Origin of the sequence: Erwinia tracheiphila, assembly GCF_021365465.1 — a bacterium.
Classification (GTDB): domain Bacteria; phylum Pseudomonadota; class Gammaproteobacteria; order Enterobacterales; family Enterobacteriaceae; genus Erwinia; species Erwinia tracheiphila.
On sequence record NZ_CP089932.1, the window covers coordinates 1,358,456 to 1,376,660 of the forward strand.

Genomic DNA, 18,205 nt, shown 5'->3' on the forward strand with positions numbered 1-18,205 from the left:
TACAGCGAGCAGGCCTGTTAACAGGCGTCGTTAAAGCACCGGGTGGTTGCGTATTGATCAATGTCTACACTTAAGGCGGTGCCATTAATGATGGCGGTGCAGGTTGGCCGCTGTGTAAGGTACACAGCATGTGCTGATCCATGATGGTATCAAGACTGCCTGAAATGAGACGGTATTACGGAATCGGCGTATTAATGGGATTTAATCATCCTGAGGAGCTATGTTTGAGCACTGGTCAGCAACGGCGCGTGGTGTTTTTTGATCTTGACGGTACGCTTCATCAGCAGGATATGTTCGGCACCTTTTTGCGCTATTTGCTCTGGTGTCACCCGCTGAATTTGCTGCTGGTTATTCCACTTTTACCGATTGTGGGTCTCTGGCTTCTGGTAAAAGGGCGCGCGTCACGTGGGTCTGTCAGTCTGTTACTGTGGGCGATAACCGTGGGGCACAGCGAAACGAATATCCAGCGGAAAGAAAAGCAGTTTGCAAAATGGTTTCGTCAGCGGGTGACCGCTTTTCCGGTAGTACAGCAGCGACTGACCGATTATCTGGACAGCCCGGACGCTGACGTCTGGTTGATTACGGGGTCGCCTCAGCCGCTGGTTGAACAGGTTTACTTTGATGCGCCTTTTATGCCAAAAGTGAAACTGATTGGCAGTCAGATGAGCCGCCGTTATGGCGGGCGGGTAATGGCCATGCGCTGTCTGGGCCATGAAAAAGTGGCGCAGCTTGAGGGGAAACTCGGCACACCTTTACAGCTCTACAGCGGCTACAGTGACAGTAAGCAGGATAATCCGCTGTTATTCTTCTGCCAGCACCGCTGGCGCGTGACGCCTCACGGGGAACTGCAACAGCTTGAGTAAACGGGTATACTCCCCGCCGTTTCAGGCTCGAAATACGGTGAAGAATGATTGTAAATGATGAATTCTGGATGCGCCACGCCCTGACGCTGGCTCGCCGTGCCTGGGAGGAAGGTGAAGTGCCGGTGGGGGCAGTGCTGGTGCAGGGTGACCGGGCCATCGGTGAAGGTTGGAACCGGCCTGTCGGGCATCACGATCCCACAGCCCACGCTGAAATTATGGCGCTGCGTCAGGGGGGGCAAATCCTCAGAAATTACCGATTGCCAGACACCACGTTATACGTGACGCTCGAACCTTGCGCCATGTGTGCTGGGGCAATGGTCCACGGGCGCATAACTCGGCTGGTATACGGTGCAAGGGATGAGAAAACCGGTGCGGCCGGATCGTTACTGGACGTATTAGGGCATCCCGGTATGAATCACCAAATCACCATTGAACAGGGCATAATGGCTGAAGCTTGCGCGGCTATGTTAAGCGATTTTTTCCGGCTGCGTCGTGCGGAAAAGAAGGCATTGCGCGATGCGCAACGGGCGAGAGAGGAGAAGCCAGTATAAGCTTTCTGGATCAGTTAAGCGCAATCGTCGGTTCAACGACCGGATAGCCGCTGGCTCGTTCCGCGTCTTTGGCCGCCTGTTGTGCCATTCTGTGTTCCTGGTCCTGCAAATACCCCACCAGACTTGACTGATAGATACGGATATTTTCCACATAGTTGTAGGCTTCCTGGCCTCGCGCGTAGCCGTAGGTCGTCTGGCTGTAATAGCGTTTCTGACTGAGCATCGGCAGGCGAAGCTTAACGTCTGCCCAGCTGTCCGGGTTGCCTTTCTGCTTTTCAGTCAGTTTGCGCGCGTCCAGCATATGCACATAGCCCATATTATACGCGGCCAGTGCAAACCAGATCCGTTCATCCTCTGGTATTCCCGTCGGGACTTTTGCCATCATTCGGATCAAATACGCATTGCCACCCCGAATACTTTGCTCGGGATCGGTACGATCACTGATGTTAAGGCTTTGTGCAGTATTGAGGGTTAACATCATCATTCCCCGCACGCCCGTGGGAGAGGTTGCCTGTGGGTTCCAGTGTGACTCCTGCCAGGAGATAGCGGCCAGTAAGCGCCAGTCAATCTCACTGGCATATTTCTGAAACAGAGGCTGAATGCAGGGCAAGGTACTGTCAATGGCGCGCAGAAAGGTACGCGTATCGACATAATCAAAGGTGCCAACGTGACCCAGATATTTTTCATCCAGGCGAGCCAGTGTTCCTTCTTCGTTCATACTATTGTAGTAATCAAGCATGGCAGCGGCAAAACTGTCATCTCCCTCGTCCCCTGGCATATACCAGGTAACCGGCTCTTCATCGGTGATATCAAAGGCCACGGCAAGCTGTGGATGGATACGCTGCAATAGCGCAATGGAAACCGAATCACCTACCGTGTAGTCAATTTTACCTCCAGCCACGTCCTCAAGCAGGGCATTGGGGCTTTTATCGGTGGAAATAGCCCAGTCCAGGTCGGGATACTGATTTTGTCTGATGTTGCGCAGTGTGGAAAGATAAGCGGAGTCGGAGGCAACGGTAAGTCGCCCTTTCAGCGCACCGAGATTCTGCGGGCGCACCTTACCCATTCGATACACTAACTGCTGAGAGACAGAATAATAGGTGGGCCCGGTACGGAAGTGTGACCCCCGTTCGCCGGTGTAAATCAGGCCGGCTGCCAGAATGTCCGCTTTACCGTTCTCAAGATCGTCGAACAATTTGCTGAGATTCTGACGAACCGTGACATGCAGTTTAACATTGAGATAATCAGCAAAACCCTTCGCCATCTCGTAATCCATTCCCGTCGGTGCATGACCAGCGGTATTATATGTCAGCGGTGAGGCGAGGGCGCTCACACGCAATACTCCCCGAGATTTGATCTGTTCTACCCGATTTTGCACACCGCCATACCAGGCGATCGACGGCCACAACGCCAGCGCAAGCGCCAGGGTGATCAGCCCGATGAACAGGTAGTTTATTTTGAGACGTTTCAAATGGTTATCTCTCGATTGCGCCCAAGCTTCTGCCTCTACCAGCAGTATTTATAGTCTCTAATGCGCCCTGAGCGAGGTGCATTTTGCGCAACTCCGTTACCTCACGCAATAAAATTCATTCAGCATTGCGTGATTTTCAGACAATTTGGGGTGCTGATAAATCATGCGCAAACGGTTTCGTAACGGATGGGGATTCTCTATAATGGCGTCCGTTTTCCCTGTTGCGCCCAAAGAAGCGTCCTCTGGCGTTTCGAAGACGAGAGATCTTTCATGATGGAAATACTGCGTGGTTCGCCGGCTTTGTCGGCATTTCGTATCAATAAATTGCTGACCCGCTTTCAGGATGCTCACCTGCCGGTGAGTGACATTTACGCTGAGTACGTCCATTTTGCCGATGTCAGCGCGCCGTTCACCGCTGATGCAAAAGCTCGACTTGAGCGCCTGCTGAAATATGGTCCCTCTCTCGCCGGGCATGTGCCGGAAGGTCGTTTATTACTGGTGACGCCGCGCCACGGCACTATTTCTCCCTGGTCCTCAAAAGCGACCGATATTGCCCATAACTGTGATTTGCCACAGGTGCTGCGTCTTGAACGCGGGCTGGCTTTCTATGTGAAAGCCCCACAGCTGAGTGAAACACAGTGGACGTCGCTCGCCGCTTTACTGCACGACCGCATGATGGAGGTTGTGCTCAACGAGCTGGCGCAGGCTGAAGAGCTTTTTGTTCATCACCAGCCTGCCCCATTACACAGTGTGGATATATCAGGTGGAGGCCGTGGCGCGCTTGAGGAAGCTAACCGCAGGCTGGGACTGGCGCTGGCCAGTGATGAAATTGACTATCTGCTGGCGGCATTTGAAACGCTGGGACGCAATCCGAATGACATTGAACTCTATATGTTTGCCCAGGCTAACTCAGAGCACTGTCGCCACAAAATTTTTAATGCCGACTGGATCATCGACGGCAAGGCACAGCCGAAGTCGCTGTTCAAAATGATCAAAAATACCTTTGAACACACGCCGGATCATGTGCTGTCAGCCTACAAAGACAATGCGGCGGTGATGGAAGGGGCTGAGGTCGGGCGTTTCTATACTACTCGCAGCGGACAGTATGATTTCTATCAGGAAGAGACGCATATCCTGATGAAGGTGGAAACACACAACCACCCGACTGCCATCTCTCCCTGGCCAGGTGCGGCGACGGGGTCAGGCGGTGAAATCCGCGATGAGGGTGCCACGGGACGGGGGGCGAAGCCCAAGGCCGGACTGGTCGGCTTTTCCGTGTCCAACCTGCGTATTCCCGGTTTTGAACAGCCGTGGGAAGAGGATTTTGGCAAACCGACGCATATTGTTACTGCTCTGGATATCATGACAGAAGGGCCGCTGGGCGGGGCGGCGTTCAACAATGAGTTTGGTCGCCCGGTGTTGAATGGCTATTTCCGCACCTATGAAGAACGGGTTAACAGCCACCACGGGCCGGAGCTGCGTGGCTATCACAAGCCGATTATGCTGGCGGGCGGAATCGGTAATATCCGTGCCGATCACGTTAAGAAAGGTGAAATCAGTGTCGGTGCCAAACTGATCGTGCTCGGTGGCCCGGCGATGAATATTGGTCTTGGCGGCGGTGCCGCTTCCTCTATGGCCTCCGGGCAGTCGGATGCGGATCTCGATTTTGCCTCGGTGCAGCGTGATAACCCGGAGATGGAACGACGCTGTCAGGAAGTGATTGATCGCTGCTGGCAGTTGGGTAGCGACAATCCGATCCTGTTCATCCACGATGTCGGGGCCGGCGGTCTTTCCAATGCGATGCCGGAACTGGTCAGCGATGGCGAACGCGGTGGGCGTTTTAATCTGCGTGATATCCCCAGCGATGAGCCGGGCATGAGCCCGTTGGAAGTATGGTGTAACGAATCGCAGGAGCGTTACGTGCTGGCGGTGGCACCTGAAAAACTGGCAGAATTCGATGCGCTTTGTCAACGTGAGCGTGCGCCCTATGCGGTGATTGGTGAAGCCACTGAAGAAATGCACCTGTCGCTTTCGGACAGCTATTTTAATACTAAACTGATCGATATGCCCCTGGATGTTCTGCTGGGCAAAACCCCAAAAATGACCCGTGATGTCGCCACGCTGAAAGCGAAAGGGGAGCCACTGTGTCGCGAGGCGATTGCCATTGCGGATGCCGTGAAACGCGTGCTTCATTTACCTGCCGTGGCAGAGAAAACCTTTCTGGTGACCATTGGCGATCGTACGGTGACGGGCATGGTCGCCCGCGATCAGATGGTCGGCCCGTGGCAGATCCCGGTGGCTAACTGCGCGGTGACTACCGCCAGCCTTGACAGCTATTACGGTGAAGCGATGGCGCTGGGGGAACGCGCGCCTGTCGCACTGTTGGATTTTGCCGCGTCCGGTCGTCTGGCGGTGGCAGAAGCCATTACCAACATCGCAGCTACGCAGATCGGCTCGCTAAAGCGCATTAAGCTTTCCGCTAACTGGATGGCGGCAGCCGGTCATCCGGGAGAAGATGCCGGGTTATATGAAGCGGTGAAAGCCGTGGGCGAGGAGCTTTGTCCGGCGCTCGGTATCACCATCCCGGTCGGTAAAGACTCTATGTCGATGAAAACGCGCTGGCAGCAGGGCAGCGAGCAGCGGGAAATGACCTCGCCTCTGTCGCTGGTGATTACCGCCTTTGCCCGTGTGGAAGATGTCCGTCGCACCGTCACGCCGCAGTTGCAATCCCGGCAGGATAACGCGTTACTGCTGATTGATTTGGGACAGGGTGAGAACGCGCTCGGGGCGACAGCCCTGTCTCAGGTTTACCGACAGCTGGGTGACAAACCTGCCGACGTACGCGACGTGCAACGTCTGGCTGGCTTCTTCAACGCAATTCAGGTACTGGTCTCGGAAGGGAAACTACTGGCCTATCACGACCGTTCGGATGGCGGCTTGCTGGTGACGCTGGCTGAGATGGCCTTCACAGGGCACTGCGGCCTGGAAGTGGATATTTCCGCGCTGGGTGACGATGTGCTGGCTGCGCTGTTCAATGAAGAGCTGGGTGCGGTGATTCAGATTGCTGCTGGTGATCGTGCGGCGGTTGAGCAGTGTCTGGCTGCGCACGGGCTGGCGACATGCGTGCATTATATGGGCAGCGCACAGGCCGGCGATCATTTTGTTATTACCTCTGGCGATACCACCGTATACAGTGAAAGCCGTAGCACACTGCGTACCTGGTGGGCGGAAACTACCTGGCAGATGCAGCGCCTGCGCGATAACCCGGACTGTGCCGATCAGGAACATGAAGCGAAGAAAAACGATGACGATCCGGGTCTGAATGTCGCACTGAGCTTCGGGCCGGAGGAGGATATCGCGGCACCCTTTATCGCTACGGGTGTACGTCCGAAAGTCGCTGTACTGCGTGAGCAGGGGGTGAACTCTCATGTTGAAATGGCGGCGGCTTTCCACCGTGCGGGTTTTGATGCTGTTGATGTGCACATGAGCGATTTACTGTCCGGTCGCCTTGGGCTGGAAGACTTTCAAACGCTGGTGGCCTGTGGTGGTTTCTCTTACGGCGATGTACTGGGCGCGGGTGAAGGCTGGGCCAAATCCATTCTGTTTAATAACCGCGTTCGTGATGAATTCGAAACTTTCTTCCATCGTCCACAGACGCTGGCGCTGGGCGTCTGTAACGGTTGCCAGATGATGTCCAACCTGCACGAACTGATCCCAGGCAGCAGAGCCTGGCCACGTTTTGTGCGCAATCAGTCAGAACGTTTTGAAGCACGCTTCAGCCTTGTGGAAGTGGCGGCGAGTCCGTCACTGCTGCTGGAGGGTATGGTTGGGACGCGCATGCCGATAGCGGTTTCTCATGGCGAAGGTTTTGTTGAAGTGCGTGATGAGGCGCATCTGGCGACGCTGGAACATAAAGGACTGGTGGCGCTGCGCTTTGTTGATAACTTCGGTAAGGTCACGCAGCAGTATCCGGCTAACCCAAATGGTTCGCCAAATGGCATTACCGCCGTGAGCAATGAAAGTGGCTGCGTTACCATTATGATGCCTCACCCTGAGCGCGTTTTCCGTACGGTCAGCAACTCCTGGCATCCGGCTGAGTGGGGCGAAGACAGCCCCTGGATGCGTATTTTCCGTAATGCGCGTCGGCAGCTGGGCTAAGTTCTGACGAGAGTTCGACATCTTATTGATGCAAAAAGGTAACTCACAGGCTAATGCCGATCATTTAAGGATCGGTTGACCGATCCGGTTGATGCGGTAAAAAGGGTTCTATGTCCATCATGGAACCCTTTTTAAATCGAACTTTCCCAGGCCCCCGGCATCATCAATGCCGCCACTACTGAGCGCGCCCGTAGTCTCGCCGAGCTTATTCAGCAGGCGCTCACCCTGACCGATACCGTTACTTTGCGTAAACGTTCCCTCGAATCCATGATTTGGCCTGTCGTTGGGATGTCCATTTTTTGCGATCGTCCGATGACCGAGATCGTCAATCTAATGGATATTACTGACCGGGCCGGAGCTCCCTTTACCGCTCGCAGCGCTGTCATTCAGCGCCGTAAGACTCCGGGTGAAAGGGATCCCGGAAGAAACGGTGGCAAGACTGCTGACCCGCAGGGTGGACGGTAAAGAGAGGCAGGTGCTGACGTCACTGACAGACCCGAATCGCTATCCGGGTAAAGATATCAGCAAGCTATATCGTCACCGCCGGGAAACAGAACTGGGTTACCGGGAAGCAAAGCAGGGTATGCTGGACAGCCGGTGGACATTACGCAGTCGCCTGCCGGAGCTGGTGAGACAGGAGCTGTGGGGGGGTACTGCGGGCTTATAACCTGGTGCGATATCAGATGATGCAGATGGGGTTCCATCTGAAAGGAGATTATCTGCCTTACCATCTGAGCTTCAGTGGAGCGATAAGTGAAATAATCCGGATGCTGATAACCCTGCCCCGTGCTTCGCCGGGAAAAATGCCGGGAGAACTGAGAACCCTGTATAAGCAGGCGAAATGGCTTGTGCTACCGGGTAGAAGAGAGCGGAGTTACCCGAGAGAGTTGAGGGTAAAGAGCAGGAAGGTCAGCGTTCTGTTTGTCAAATTACACCGGTCAGTGTCGTGGAATCGCACTTTTAGCACCACGAAACAGCCCTTCGGTACTCAGGTCCTCATCCAGTTCAGGCCAGTGGATACCATAACCAGCACCACACAGCTCCCAGTTTTGTTGCTGTTCAGCAGTACCGACAGCAAGACGCGGGAATCAGGCAACGGGAACAGAGATACTGCGTCAACCACAGATAGCATTGTGGTGCAAATATCACCGGTCTGGACACCAGCCTGTTGTTTCACAATCGATCCCAGCACAGACGGAAAACGCTGTGGGGCAACCATTTTTGCGCCAGGGAATACTTTGTCGATAGGGTTGATGTGAACGAAGAAATTATCAGGCGATATGTGAGGCATCAGGATAAGAAGGACCGGGAAATCGGGCAGCAAATGACGATTCATGCACAACATCGACGACCTCCCTTCTGGAATGCGTATTAACGCTCCCATCTCACGGGACATCAGGTTAAAACCATGTCGGGTCTGGTCATCAACCTGTTTTGGCTCTGCCTTATTGCCCCGGGATTTAAATCTGGCGGCACAAGCAGAGAGGGCTTTTTAGGGTTTGAAATACACCTCTGGAGGACGTGCTTAATGCCGTCTTATAAGCTGCTACTGAAAACATTGCCAGGTTGTGTCTTCATTAACACGCTTTAGCTCTGCCGCCGTTGTTTGTACACGCCGTGATTATCTGTTTTTAAGGTGGGGAAGTACTCCTGTGAGTGCAATCAGCACTGGCTTACAGGGAACAGCACTTTTTAGTCTCATTTGAACTATCCGACGACAAAGGGAGAGCTGGCCTCAGGTTGGTGTTAAATTTTTTAATTCATATGGTTACGATTGTCGGTAAAAGCGGGAAGACTGTCAGTTTGGCAAGAAACATGCATTGATTTCTGCGCAGGTTGTGTTTGACTACAGCATACTGTTGCAAATAAATGACAGATGAGTCATCAGTATGTCTCAGAAAAGAGACATTTAATTTATTGTTTTAAATGGATATCGATCCTGGCTAAAAATAATGTTACTTGTGAGCGACAATTGTTCCGAAACAAGGTGACCGACACAGGCCGCCTTTTCCATTTTTTTGATTTAAAATCATCTCAGTAAATTTAAATAAAAAACTGGCATACTTTTTGCTAAAATATGTCGGGTGGCTCATTCGCCTGGTTATGAAAGCCCTGCGCAAGCGGTAAAGTGCTTCTTAACACTTCGAATGACGCACAAAACGGTGCCTGCCGTCCTCCAGACCGATATTCGCTCACAGCGGGCCTTATCAAGCATCGGACGAAACGTTGAGTTAGGCACCACTTAATTTTTGATGAACAATCTTTCCAAAATCGCATGGCAGATTCCCAGAGTCTGCCATTTTTCGTATGGAGAATTCGAACTTTCCTGACGTGATGTACTCCGTTAGCATGGCAGTAACAGACAGTTCGGCACAGTATTGGCAAAGCACAGCCTGTGACTCAGGAGAATGTTGATTGAAAGCATGGCGTTTCTTCCCCCGTTCTCTGCGTCAGCTGGTGCTGATGGCCTTTCTGCTGGTACTGTTGCCGTTGTTGGTTCTGGCATGGCAGGCCTGGGAAAGTTTATCAGCCCTGAGTGACCGCGCGGCGGATACCAACCGTACGACACTGACCGATGTGCGTCGTAGTGAGGTCATGGCCCGCATCGCACTTGAACTTGAACGAAGCTACCGGCAATACTGCGTTCTCGACGATCCGATGTTGGCAAATCTCTACCAGACCCAGCGCAGCAAATATGCACAATTGTTGGACGCGCAGGTACAGATTCTGTCGGACAGCCACCAGGCGGATTCTCTGCGTCAGTCGCTGGCGTCCTTAAGCCAAATCACCTGTGAAAATAACAATCCCTTGCCTGGCGCTTCGGCAGCGCTTGAGGCGTTTTCAGCGTCCAGTGCGCGGCTGGCTCAGTCCACCCGTGAAGTAGTTTTTTCCAGAGGGCTTCAGCTTCAGCGTGAAATTGCGGAGCGGGGGCAATATTTTGGCAGGCAGGCATTGATCCTTTTTCTGCTCAGTGTTGGTTTAGTGCTGCTATTTACCCGCATGATCATTGACCCGGTTAAGGCGGTTGAACGAATGGTTAACCGCTTGGGGGAAGGGCGGTCACTCAGTCACAATCTGGCTTTTATCGGTCCGCGTGAACTGCGTTCCCTTGGGCAGCGCATCCTCTGGCTGAGTGAGCGGCTTGCCTGGCTGGAATCGCAGCGCCACGAATTTCTACGCCATATTTCTCATGAGCTTAAAACCCCGCTGGCTAGCATGCGTGAAGGAACAGCACTGCTGGCGGATGAGGTGGCAGGGCCGCTGACGGTCGACCAGCAGGAAGTGGTAAGTATTCTGGATGAAAGTAGTCGCCATCTGCAACGGCTTATTGAGCAACTAATCGATTACAATAGAAAATTTTCCGAGTCTCCCATTGTTATGCAGCCTGTTCAACTGGCCCCGCTGGTGGAGAAGATCGTCATTACGCATGGCCTGACGGCTCGGGCGAAAAAGATGCAGACTGAAATTACATTATCGGCAAGCGTCTGTCTGGCAGAAGCGAATTTGCTCAGTCGCATCATCGATAATCTCTACTCGAACGCGATACATTACGGTGCTGAATCAGGTACCATCTGGATCCGCAGTGGTTATCAGGGACGAAAGGTAATTATTGAGGTTGCTAACAGCGGAACGCCGGTGCCACAAGCTGAACAGGCAATGATTTTCGAGCCTTTCTTCCAGGGAAGCCAGCAGCGTAAAGGGGCGGTAAAAGGCAGTGGGCTTGGCCTCAGCATTGCCAGAGAGTGTGTTCACCGTTTGCAGGGTGATATCCGGCTGGTCAAGAGTGACACGGCGGATGTTTGCTTCAGAATCGAACTTAACACCATTGCCGGGAAAGAATCATCATGACATCACACGCCTTTTGGGTTGTCGCGAAATACGTCGGTCACTTCAGGAGATTCACCCTGGCTGCATTGGTGCCTGTTGTACTGGTCGGCTGCAGCAGTAAAACGGCCGTGCCGCCCGTTACGGATAAACCTGGCGGACTGATTGAGCCGGAAAGTAAGGTGGTTGATTACCAGCAGGTGTCATGCGACCGCATCTGGCAGGTCGATGATAAAAAAATTAATGGTAATCCACTTTACTGGTTACGGACGATGGATTGTGCTATCCGACTCTCACCCGCAGAAGCCCGCCAGGCGGCGCGCCGTTGGGCGGATGATAACTGGCAAAGCGCGTTTAAGCAGGGCGTTCTGCTGGCAAATGGCAACGTGACACCACAGGAACGTCGGCAATATCTGCAACGGCTGGATACCTTCAATCAGGACTATCCGGTCCCTGTTCGACCTTTGATGCAGCTCTGGTTAAGCGATCAAATGGGGCAGCTTCAGCTTTCTGAAGAGCGTATGCGTTATCACCATTTGCAACAGAGCAGCGATGCGCAACTTGATGCTTTGCGCCAGCAGCAGCAGAGCCTGAATAAGGACCTGATGCTTACCCGTCGCAAACTGGAAAGGCTGACGGATATCGAACGTCAGCTGTCGTCCCGTCGCTCGCCTGACGGTGCTGATAACGGCCACAATGATAAAAGCGACCTACCACGAGCCAGCCCCGAGGAGGCAACCCGACAATGATAAAGAAATCGGCTACGCTGCTGCTAGTGGATGACGATCCCAGCCTGCTCAAGCTGCTGGGAATGCGTCTTGCCAGCGAAGGTTTTCGGGTACTTACCGCACAAAGCGGCCCTGAAGCATTACGCACTTTGCTGCGTGAGAAGATCGATCTGGTCATTAGCGATCTTCGTATGGATGAAATGGACGGGCTGGCGCTGTTCAGTGAGATCCAGAAAATTGAGCCAGGCATGCCGGTTATTATCCTGACTGCTCATGGTTCAATTCCCGAGGCTGTTTCGGCAACCCAACAGGGAGTCTTTAGCTTTCTGACCAAACCGGTGGATCGGGATGCGTTGTACAGCGCAATTGATCAGGCGCTGGCACATCGCGCACCGGCCAGTGATGATGCCTGGCGCGAAAGTATCGTCACCCGTAGCCCGCTGATGTTGCGCATGCTGGAGCAGGCCAGAATGGTTGCGCAGTCCGATGTCAGCGTGCTGATTAACGGTCAAAGTGGCACGGGAAAAGAGGTGCTTGCGCAGGCTATCCATGCGGCCAGTCCGCGAGCGGGAAACGCGTTTATCGCTATCAACTGCGGTGCGCTGCCGGAGCAGCTACTGGAATCGGAGCTGTTCGGTCATGCGAAAGGCGCATTTACCGGTGCGGTCAGCAGCCGTGAAGGGTTGTTTCAGGCCGCAGAGGGGGGCACACTGTTTCTTGATGAAATTGGCGATATGCCCCCTGCCCTTCAGGTGAAGCTTTTACGTGTGCTACAGGAACGTAAAGTCCGCCCGCTGGGGAGCAATCGCGACCAGGAGATTAACGTGCGTATCCTCTCTGCCACTCACCGCGATCTGCCCAAAGCGATGGAGAAGAAAGAGTTCCGTGAGGATCTGTTTTACCGGCTGAATGTGGTCAATTTGAAAATTCCTGCGTTGCACGAGCGTGCAGAGGATATACCTTTGCTGGCGAACCATTTACTGAAGCAGGCGGCCGAGCGTCATAAACCTTTTGTTCGCCGTTTCTCTACGGACGCCATGCAGCGTCTGGTGGCAGCCAGCTGGCCGGGTAATGTTCGTCAGCTGGTTAACGTCATTGAACAATGTGTGGCCTTAACCTCTGCGCCAGTGATTGGTGAGGCGTTGGTTGAACAGGCGCTGGCAGGCGAAAACACGGCGCTGCCCACCTTTGTCGAGGCAAGGCATCAGTTTGAGCTGAATTATTTACGCAAGCTGCTACAGATGACCAAAGGTAATGTCACTCATGCCGCGCGGCTGGCCGGGCGCAATCGCACCGAATTTTATAAGCTCCTGTCGCGTCATGAACTGGATGCGTCTGATTTTAAAGTGTAGTTTTTCATGCCGCACAAACCGCTGAATATGGTAGGTTAAACGTCCTGAAAAAGAAGACAAACCGCACTGCGGGCCTTGTTTGCTGCATTTATACTATCGAAGATTATCTTCCGATTGCGGAAGGCGTTAAAAGGGTCTGCCATGAAAAAGATTGATGCAATTATCAAACCGTTCAAGCTTGACGATGTGCGTGAAGCACTGGCCGAAGTTGGGATTACCGGTATGACTGTCACGGAGGTGAAAGGTTTTGGCCGCCAGAAGGGACACACGGAACTTTATCGTGGCGCGGAGTATATGGTCGATTTTCTGCCAAAAGTAAAGATAGAGATTGTGATTGCTGATGATATTGTCGAGACCTGCGTGGATACGATTATTCGTACTGCCCAGACTGGAAAAATTGGCGATGGTAAAATTTTTGTGTTTGATATGGCCCGTGTAGTGCGGATCCGTACTGGCGAAGAAGACGAAGAAGCGATTTAATCCGCTGCCTGAGTGGCAAAGAAAAGGGCGGTGACCTGTGGTTACGCCCTTTTTTGCGGCTCAAATTACCTGGTGTGGGCCAAAAGTTTCATAGTGGATCCGTTGCCTGCTTATTCCTGTAGCCATGAGCTGCTGTGTTACAGACTGCATAAAACCCGTTGGGCCACAGAGATAAAACTGCATGTCAGGGTCGCTGATTTCATGCCTGTAAGGCATAAGTTCCATCAGCCCCTCGCGGTGGTAACGATCGTTATCCTGCGGTAAAGGTGAGTTATACCAGATGCATTGTGAAAACGTTGCCAGCCCGGCACCTTTTTCTGTCACCTCTTTGTCAAAAGCGTGTTGTCTTCCGTTATCAGTGGCATGGAACCACCATATTGTCTTCGGATGCTGCTGTCTGACCAGCACGTCAAGCATCGACAGCATTGGTGTTTGTCCTGCGCCAGCCGAGATAAGCGCAATGGCTGTATCTGTTTGTACATCAAGGAAAAAGTCTCCGGCGGGGGGCGTAAGCAATAATTCATCGCCTGTTTTTGCCTGCTGATGCAGCCAGCCTGAAACTTTGCCGTTATCGGCATGACGTACTGCAATACGATAGTCTTTACCATTGGGTGACTGCGTCAGGGAATATTGACGTATTTGCTGACCAGACGCTGTGCGCAGCCAGACGCTGAGGTACTGTCCGGCACAATAGTCTGCAACGGGAAGTCCGTCCGTAGGTGTCAGAATAAAGCTTTTGATTTTTTCACTTTGTGTATCGATCTTACTGATATAAAAGCTGCGCAGTCCCCGCCACCCACCTGGTTTACCCTCACTTTCCCGATAAATTTCTTCTTCGCGAGTAATAAACAGACTGGCCAGAATCCGGTAGGCTTCACCCCAGGCAGTCAGTACCGTCGTTCCCGGCGAGAGCTTCTCTTCAAGGGTCGCCAGTAAATGTTTACCGACAATCTCATAATCATTCGGCTGAATGGCCAGACTGGCATGTTTTTGTGCAATTTTTTCTATCACGGGCTGAAGAACGGACAGGTTTTCAATGTGAGTGGCACAGGCGCAAAGGGTATTAAAAAGCGCTTCACGCTGCTTGCCATTGTGCTGGTTACTCATATTGAAAATATTTTTGAGTTCCGGGTTATGAGTAAACATGCGGTCATAAAAATAAGCTGTGAGGCTGGAACCTGTGGCGAGTAAAGCAGGAATAGTGCTTTTGATGGTGCTGATAGTGTGGGGATCTAACATGGCGCAGCTCCTTGTGTATTAGCAGATTTATTTAAAATGAATCCTTCCAAAAAGGAAAAAGTATCAATTTCCCTCTCAAATACGGCGAGTTGACAACGGCATGGGTAAACTTTTGCCTGTTGACAATAGCAGCATAGTCAGGGATTTATTAGCTAAAGTGAGCGTATTACACCGTCAATCTTCAGGCCAATCGTTTGCGTAAAAAGCGCGGTTTCGACTGGCAGTGGGCGGGCAAAACAGTTTACACTGTCAGCCTGCGCCCTAAAGGGCCGTTTAATGCCGAATACCAGTTAGCTGAGTCAGGAGAAGCGGATGTTAAAGCGTGATATGAATGTTGCTGATTATGATGCCGAATTGTGGCAGGCAATGGAGCAGGAGAAAGTGCGTCAGGAAGAGCATATTGAACTGATTGCTTCGGAAAACTACACCAGCCCACGCGTGATGCAGGCGCAGGGTTCTCAGCTAACCAATAAATATGCCGAAGGTTATCCAGGTAAGCGCTATTACGGCGGCTGTGAATATGTTGATATTGTCGAACAGCTGGCCATCGATCGTGCAAAAGCGGTGTTTGGTGCTGACTTTGCCAACGTCCAGCCCCATTCTGGTTCTCAGGCAAACTTCGCCGTCTACACCGCACTGCTTCAGCCGGGCGATACCATCCTGGGGATGAATCTGGCACACGGTGGTCATCTGACTCACGGTTCACCGGTTAACTTTTCAGGCAAACTGTATAACGTGGTGCCTTACGGCATTGATGAAACCGGCCATATCGATTACGACAATCTCGCTGCACAGGCGCAAAAGCACAAGCCGAAGATGATCATCGGTGGTTTCTCTGCCTATTCTGGTGTGTGTGACTGGGCAAAAATGCGTGAAATTGCCGACAGCATCGGAGCATATCTGTTTGTGGATATGGCACACGTTGCCGGTTTGATCGCGGCAGGTGTTTATCCAAATCCGGTTCCTCATGCGCACATTGTTACCACCACTACACACAAAACGCTGGCAGGTCCTCGTGGCGGCCTGATCCTGGCAAAAGACGGTGATGAAGAGCTTTACAAAAAATTAAACTCAGCGGTTTTCCCTGGTGGGCAGGGTGGTCCGTTGATGCATGTTATTGCCGGAAAAGCAGTGGCGCTGAAAGAGGCTATGGAACCGGAGTTCAAAGTTTATCAGCAGCAGGTTGTCAAAAACGCTAAGGCGATGGTGGAGGTGTTTCTGGAGCGTGGTTATAAAGTCATCTCCGGCGGAACGCATAACCATTTGTTCCTGCTGGATTTGGTTGATAAAAACCTTACCGGTAAAGAAGCTGATGTGGCGCTGGGGCGTGCCAATATTACCGTTAATAAAAACAGTGTGCCCAACGATCCAAAAAGCCCGTTTGTCACCTCCGGTATTCGTATTGGCTCGCCAGCCGTTACCCGCCGTGGTTTCCAGGAAGCAGAAGTGCGTCAGCTGGCTGGCTGGATCAGCGATATTCTCGACAACATCAACGATCAGGATGTGCAGGAACGCGTGAAGAAGCAGGTGCTTGAAATCTGTGAACGCTTCCCGGTTTACGCATAAAAACCACAGGTGAACCTTTAGCGGGACAATATGTCCCGCTTTTTATTATCAACACTAAACCACCTCCTGTGGAGGTGGTGATCGTTCATGTGGGGCTTTGCCCGTAGAATGCCCATGCTAAATACTGCCCCGGTTTGTTACCAGCAAATCAAGGAGTAAATAGCATGAGCAGATATAAATCCGCTTCCCACGTATCCTATCGCTGTCAGTATCATCTTGTATGGACACCGAAGTACAGATACAAAATCCTCAAAGGTCATCTCGGTAAAGAGGTTTACCGCAGCATCTACATTTACAGCAATATGAAAAAATGCACAGTAGTTGAGCTAAATGTGCAGATAGATCATATACATCTGGTGGTGAGGACGCCGCCGGGCTTGAGTGTTTCTGAGTTGATGGGATTTGTGAAAGGGCGAACGGCCATCAGGCTGTTCGAGAAGTTTCCTTATCTCAGGAAGCACAAGCTTTGGTGTAACCACTTTTGGCAAAGAGGGTATTTTGTGGATTCGGTGGGTGCAAAAGAAGAAGTAATTCGAAGGTATGTGCGGTACCAGGACAAGGTTGCCAAAGAGGAAGAAGAAAGGCAAATACAGCTCGGACTGGAAAGGTGGTGTTTAAGCCCCCTTTTAGGGGGCGGTGTCAAAGCCACCTGCTATGCAGGTGGCTTTTTACTCCTGCCTCACGGCAGTAAAGTCAGGGCTCCAGCAGCATTCCGATGCGCTGCTGCTGGAGCGCAAACGGGAACTCAGCGTGGATAAGCGGCGGTGACACCGCGTAGGGTGAAATCACCATGGAAACCCCTTTCGGCGCACTGTCTCGCTGGTAAATTTCCACATCAAGATATTTGAGGTAGCAAAGTCAGTTCCCGAAGCTGCTGCTCAATCTCCTGTTCCAGCAACGCACCGAAGATAATGGCAATGAGTGCGATCTCTTGCTGCAACAGGCAGAGATTGTAACCTTCCTCAATATACAGAACGGTTTCACGGGTTGTACGAAGCAGGCGGGGGTAGAGCCGAACCATCTCTTCAGCCAGGCTGTTATCGATGTCGATAGTACACAGGCTGCGTTCAGGCGTCTGGATCAGATGGGTGTAGAGTTGTGCACACAAACCCTGCTCATCACTAAAGCGCAGGGCGGAAAGCTGTTGGAAATGGACGACCATTTGCTTAATATCAGACAGTAAACGATATCCATGCTGGTGGCAGGCATGCTCTGATAACGGGGTATGTAGCTGACTGAACATCAGCGCCAGCAGCATCACTTCGCTGTCATCCGGTACAACTTCACAACGTTTTTGCCAGTGGCGCACCATCTCAAGGGCGACGCGTTGCTCGGGTCGCGATGACAGCCAGGCGATCTGTGCGGCAGTAAATTCAGTACGGACATGGCGACCCAGCGAATGCTGCATAAAAAGTGTTAAAAACTGGTGGTCGCGGTTGCTGAAATTCCGTGTCAGTCTGTTAACACAATGTCTTACCAGCGCGTCAAGATTGCGCCCGTCGTAAAATGTCTTGCTTACCCCTGGTTTTCCAGCTGCTGTTTCACCGCGGGTGCAAAATGATCCCGGACAAAATCTGGCACAAGGCGAAGCGCCCGCCGCAACCAGTGCAGCAGGCACAAACGGTGATGCCACTCCGCGCCGACAATCCGGTAGTAGCCCTGCGCATCCGGAATGAGCCTGAGCCGATGATAGCGCTGGATTTCTGCGGCCACCTCCGTTATATCTTGCCGGGTTATCGACTGTTCCACCTGATTCAGCTGACTGAGCGATATCAGGGTGACAGGGGTTTCCGAAAGATAAAGCAGTAACAACAGGTGGCATTGTCGTTGCGGAGTGGAAAAGGCAGAAGGGGCGGGTGCGGTTAAGCTTATCGTCTGCAATCCAGCTCAATAAGAAACAGCATAAGAATAGCGAGGCTGGCGCGGAAAATTTCCGTACAGAACAGATTTATTCGCATCTTTTAAGATAGGT

14 protein-coding genes and 3 pseudogenes are annotated in these 18,205 nt (G+C 52.3%); 13 read left to right on the plus strand and 4 right to left on the minus strand.

Annotated features, from left to right (window positions below):
• Positions 1 to 194 precede the first annotated feature (194 nt).
• Both yfhb and tadA read left to right on the plus strand, forming a co-directional pair.
• Positions 195 to 863: a phosphatidylglycerophosphatase C gene (gene yfhb, locus LU633_RS07160; RefSeq protein ID WP_087949706.1), complete on the plus strand. Its 669-nt coding sequence runs from the start codon at positions 195 to 197 to the stop codon at positions 861 to 863.
• A 44-nt stretch (positions 864 to 907) separates the two neighbouring features.
• Positions 908 to 1,414 (plus strand): tRNA adenosine(34) deaminase TadA, encoded by a 507-nt coding sequence (tadA, locus tag LU633_RS07165; protein WP_016191598.1) that lies wholly within the window; start codon positions 908 to 910, stop codon positions 1,412 to 1,414.
• Positions 1,415 to 1,424: 10 nt separating this feature from the next.
• Here the strand turns inward: tadA and mltF are convergent, their stop codons facing one another.
• A complete protein-coding gene (mltF, locus tag LU633_RS07170) occupies positions 1,425 to 2,885 on the minus strand; it encodes a membrane-bound lytic murein transglycosylase MltF (RefSeq protein ID WP_016191597.1) in 1,461 nt (486 codons plus the stop codon).
• A gap of 270 nt (positions 2,886 to 3,155) precedes the next feature.
• Here mltF and purL point away from each other — a divergent pair, with 270 nt between their 5' ends.
• The 8 genes and pseudogenes from purL to glnB all read left to right on the plus strand — a co-directional run bounded on the left by purL (position 3,156) and on the right by glnB (position 13,428).
• On the plus strand, positions 3,156 to 7,043 hold the full coding sequence (gene purL / locus LU633_RS07175) for a phosphoribosylformylglycinamidine synthase (RefSeq protein WP_040465655.1): 3,888 nt from the start codon (positions 3,156 to 3,158) through the stop codon (positions 7,041 to 7,043).
• Between the two features lie 243 nt (positions 7,044 to 7,286).
• Positions 7,287 to 7,508, plus strand: a complete 222-nt coding sequence (locus tag LU633_RS26450) for a transposase domain-containing protein (RefSeq protein WP_071598891.1) — start codon at positions 7,287 to 7,289, stop codon at positions 7,506 to 7,508.
• Positions 7,459 to 7,807 (plus strand): annotated as a pseudogene (locus LU633_RS26455) (transposase); the annotation flags it as partial. The gene LU633_RS26450 and the pseudogene LU633_RS26455, both read left to right, overlap by 50 nt.
• Positions 7,808 to 8,235: 428 nt before the next feature.
• Positions 8,236 to 8,418: pseudogene (locus LU633_RS07190) on the plus strand (hypothetical protein); the annotation flags it as partial.
• 1,040 nt (positions 8,419 to 9,458) lie between these two features.
• A complete protein-coding gene (locus tag LU633_RS07195; protein WP_016191594.1) occupies positions 9,459 to 10,892 on the plus strand; it encodes a sensor histidine kinase in 1,434 nt (477 codons plus the stop codon).
• Positions 10,889 to 11,617 (plus strand): two-component system QseEF-associated lipoprotein QseG, encoded by a 729-nt coding sequence (gene qseG, locus LU633_RS07200; protein ID WP_016191593.1) that lies wholly within the window; start codon positions 10,889 to 10,891, stop codon positions 11,615 to 11,617. The genes LU633_RS07195 and qseG overlap by 4 nt, the downstream gene beginning before the upstream one ends.
• Positions 11,614 to 12,948: a two-component system response regulator GlrR gene (glrR, locus tag LU633_RS07205; RefSeq protein ID WP_016191592.1), complete on the plus strand. Its 1,335-nt coding sequence runs from the start codon at positions 11,614 to 11,616 to the stop codon at positions 12,946 to 12,948. The genes qseG and glrR overlap by 4 nt, the downstream gene beginning before the upstream one ends.
• Before the next feature lie 141 nt (positions 12,949 to 13,089).
• Positions 13,090 to 13,428, plus strand: coding sequence for a nitrogen regulatory protein P-II (gene glnB / locus LU633_RS07210; protein ID WP_016191591.1), 339 nt, complete (start codon positions 13,090 to 13,092; stop codon positions 13,426 to 13,428).
• 60 nt (positions 13,429 to 13,488) lie between these two features.
• On the opposite strand, the gene hmpA is transcribed toward glnB, so the two are convergent.
• Positions 13,489 to 14,667 (minus strand): NO-inducible flavohemoprotein, encoded by a 1,179-nt coding sequence (gene hmpA / locus LU633_RS07215; protein ID WP_016191590.1) that lies wholly within the window; start codon positions 14,665 to 14,667, stop codon positions 13,489 to 13,491.
• A 194-nt stretch (positions 14,668 to 14,861) separates the two neighbouring features.
• On the opposite strand from hmpA, the gene LU633_RS25755 reads away from it, so the two are divergent.
• The 3 genes and pseudogenes from LU633_RS25755 to tnpA all read left to right on the plus strand — a co-directional run.
• Complete coding sequence (locus LU633_RS25755) at positions 14,862 to 14,993, plus strand: hypothetical protein (protein WP_256371751.1); 132 nt, start codon at positions 14,862 to 14,864, stop codon at positions 14,991 to 14,993.
• Positions 14,980 to 16,233 carry a serine hydroxymethyltransferase gene (gene glyA, locus LU633_RS07220; RefSeq protein ID WP_016191589.1) on the plus strand — a complete coding sequence of 418 codons (1,254 nt, stop codon included), beginning with the start codon at positions 14,980 to 14,982 and terminating at the stop codon, positions 16,231 to 16,233. The genes LU633_RS25755 and glyA overlap by 14 nt, the downstream gene beginning before the upstream one ends.
• 164 nt (positions 16,234 to 16,397) lie before the next feature.
• Positions 16,398 to 16,838 (plus strand): annotated as a pseudogene (gene tnpA / locus LU633_RS07225) (IS200/IS605 family transposase); the annotation flags it as partial.
• Positions 16,839 to 17,068: 230 nt separating this feature from the next.
• On the opposite strand, the gene LU633_RS07230 reads toward tnpA, so the two are convergent.
• Together LU633_RS07230 and LU633_RS07235 are read right to left on the minus strand one after the other, a co-directional pair.
• Positions 17,069 to 17,641, minus strand: a complete 573-nt coding sequence (locus LU633_RS07230) for a PRD domain-containing protein (protein WP_051124386.1) — start codon at positions 17,639 to 17,641, stop codon at positions 17,069 to 17,071.
• Between the two features lie 107 nt (positions 17,642 to 17,748).
• The gene (locus LU633_RS07235; protein ID WP_232426879.1) at positions 17,749 to 18,114 is read right to left on the minus strand and encodes a hypothetical protein; all 366 of its coding nucleotides are present in this window, start codon (positions 18,112 to 18,114) and stop codon (positions 17,749 to 17,751) included.
• Between the last annotated feature and the right edge of the window lie 91 nt (positions 18,115 to 18,205).

Bases quoted from the DNA above. Each gene is read 5' to 3' on its own strand.
- glnB (WP_016191591.1), top strand. From the start codon at position 13,090: ATGAAAAAGATTGATGCAATTATCAAACCGTTCAAGCTTGACGATGTG.
- qseG (WP_016191593.1), top strand. From the start codon at position 10,889: ATGACATCACACGCCTTTTGGGTTGTCGCGAAATACGTCGGTCACTTC.
- purL (WP_040465655.1), top strand. From the start codon at position 3,156: ATGATGGAAATACTGCGTGGTTCGCCGGCTTTGTCGGCATTTCGTATC.
- glyA (WP_016191589.1), top strand. From the start codon at position 14,980: ATGTTAAAGCGTGATATGAATGTTGCTGATTATGATGCCGAATTGTGG.
- hmpA (WP_016191590.1), bottom strand. From the start codon at position 14,667: ATGTTAGATCCCCACACTATCAGCACCATCAAAAGCACTATTCCTGCT.
- LU633_RS07230 (WP_051124386.1), bottom strand. From the start codon at position 17,641: ATGCAGCATTCGCTGGGTCGCCATGTCCGTACTGAATTTACTGCCGCA.
- yfhb (WP_087949706.1), top strand. From the start codon at position 195: ATGGGATTTAATCATCCTGAGGAGCTATGTTTGAGCACTGGTCAGCAA.
- tadA (WP_016191598.1), top strand. From the start codon at position 908: ATGATTGTAAATGATGAATTCTGGATGCGCCACGCCCTGACGCTGGCT.
- glrR (WP_016191592.1), top strand. From the start codon at position 11,614: ATGATAAAGAAATCGGCTACGCTGCTGCTAGTGGATGACGATCCCAGC.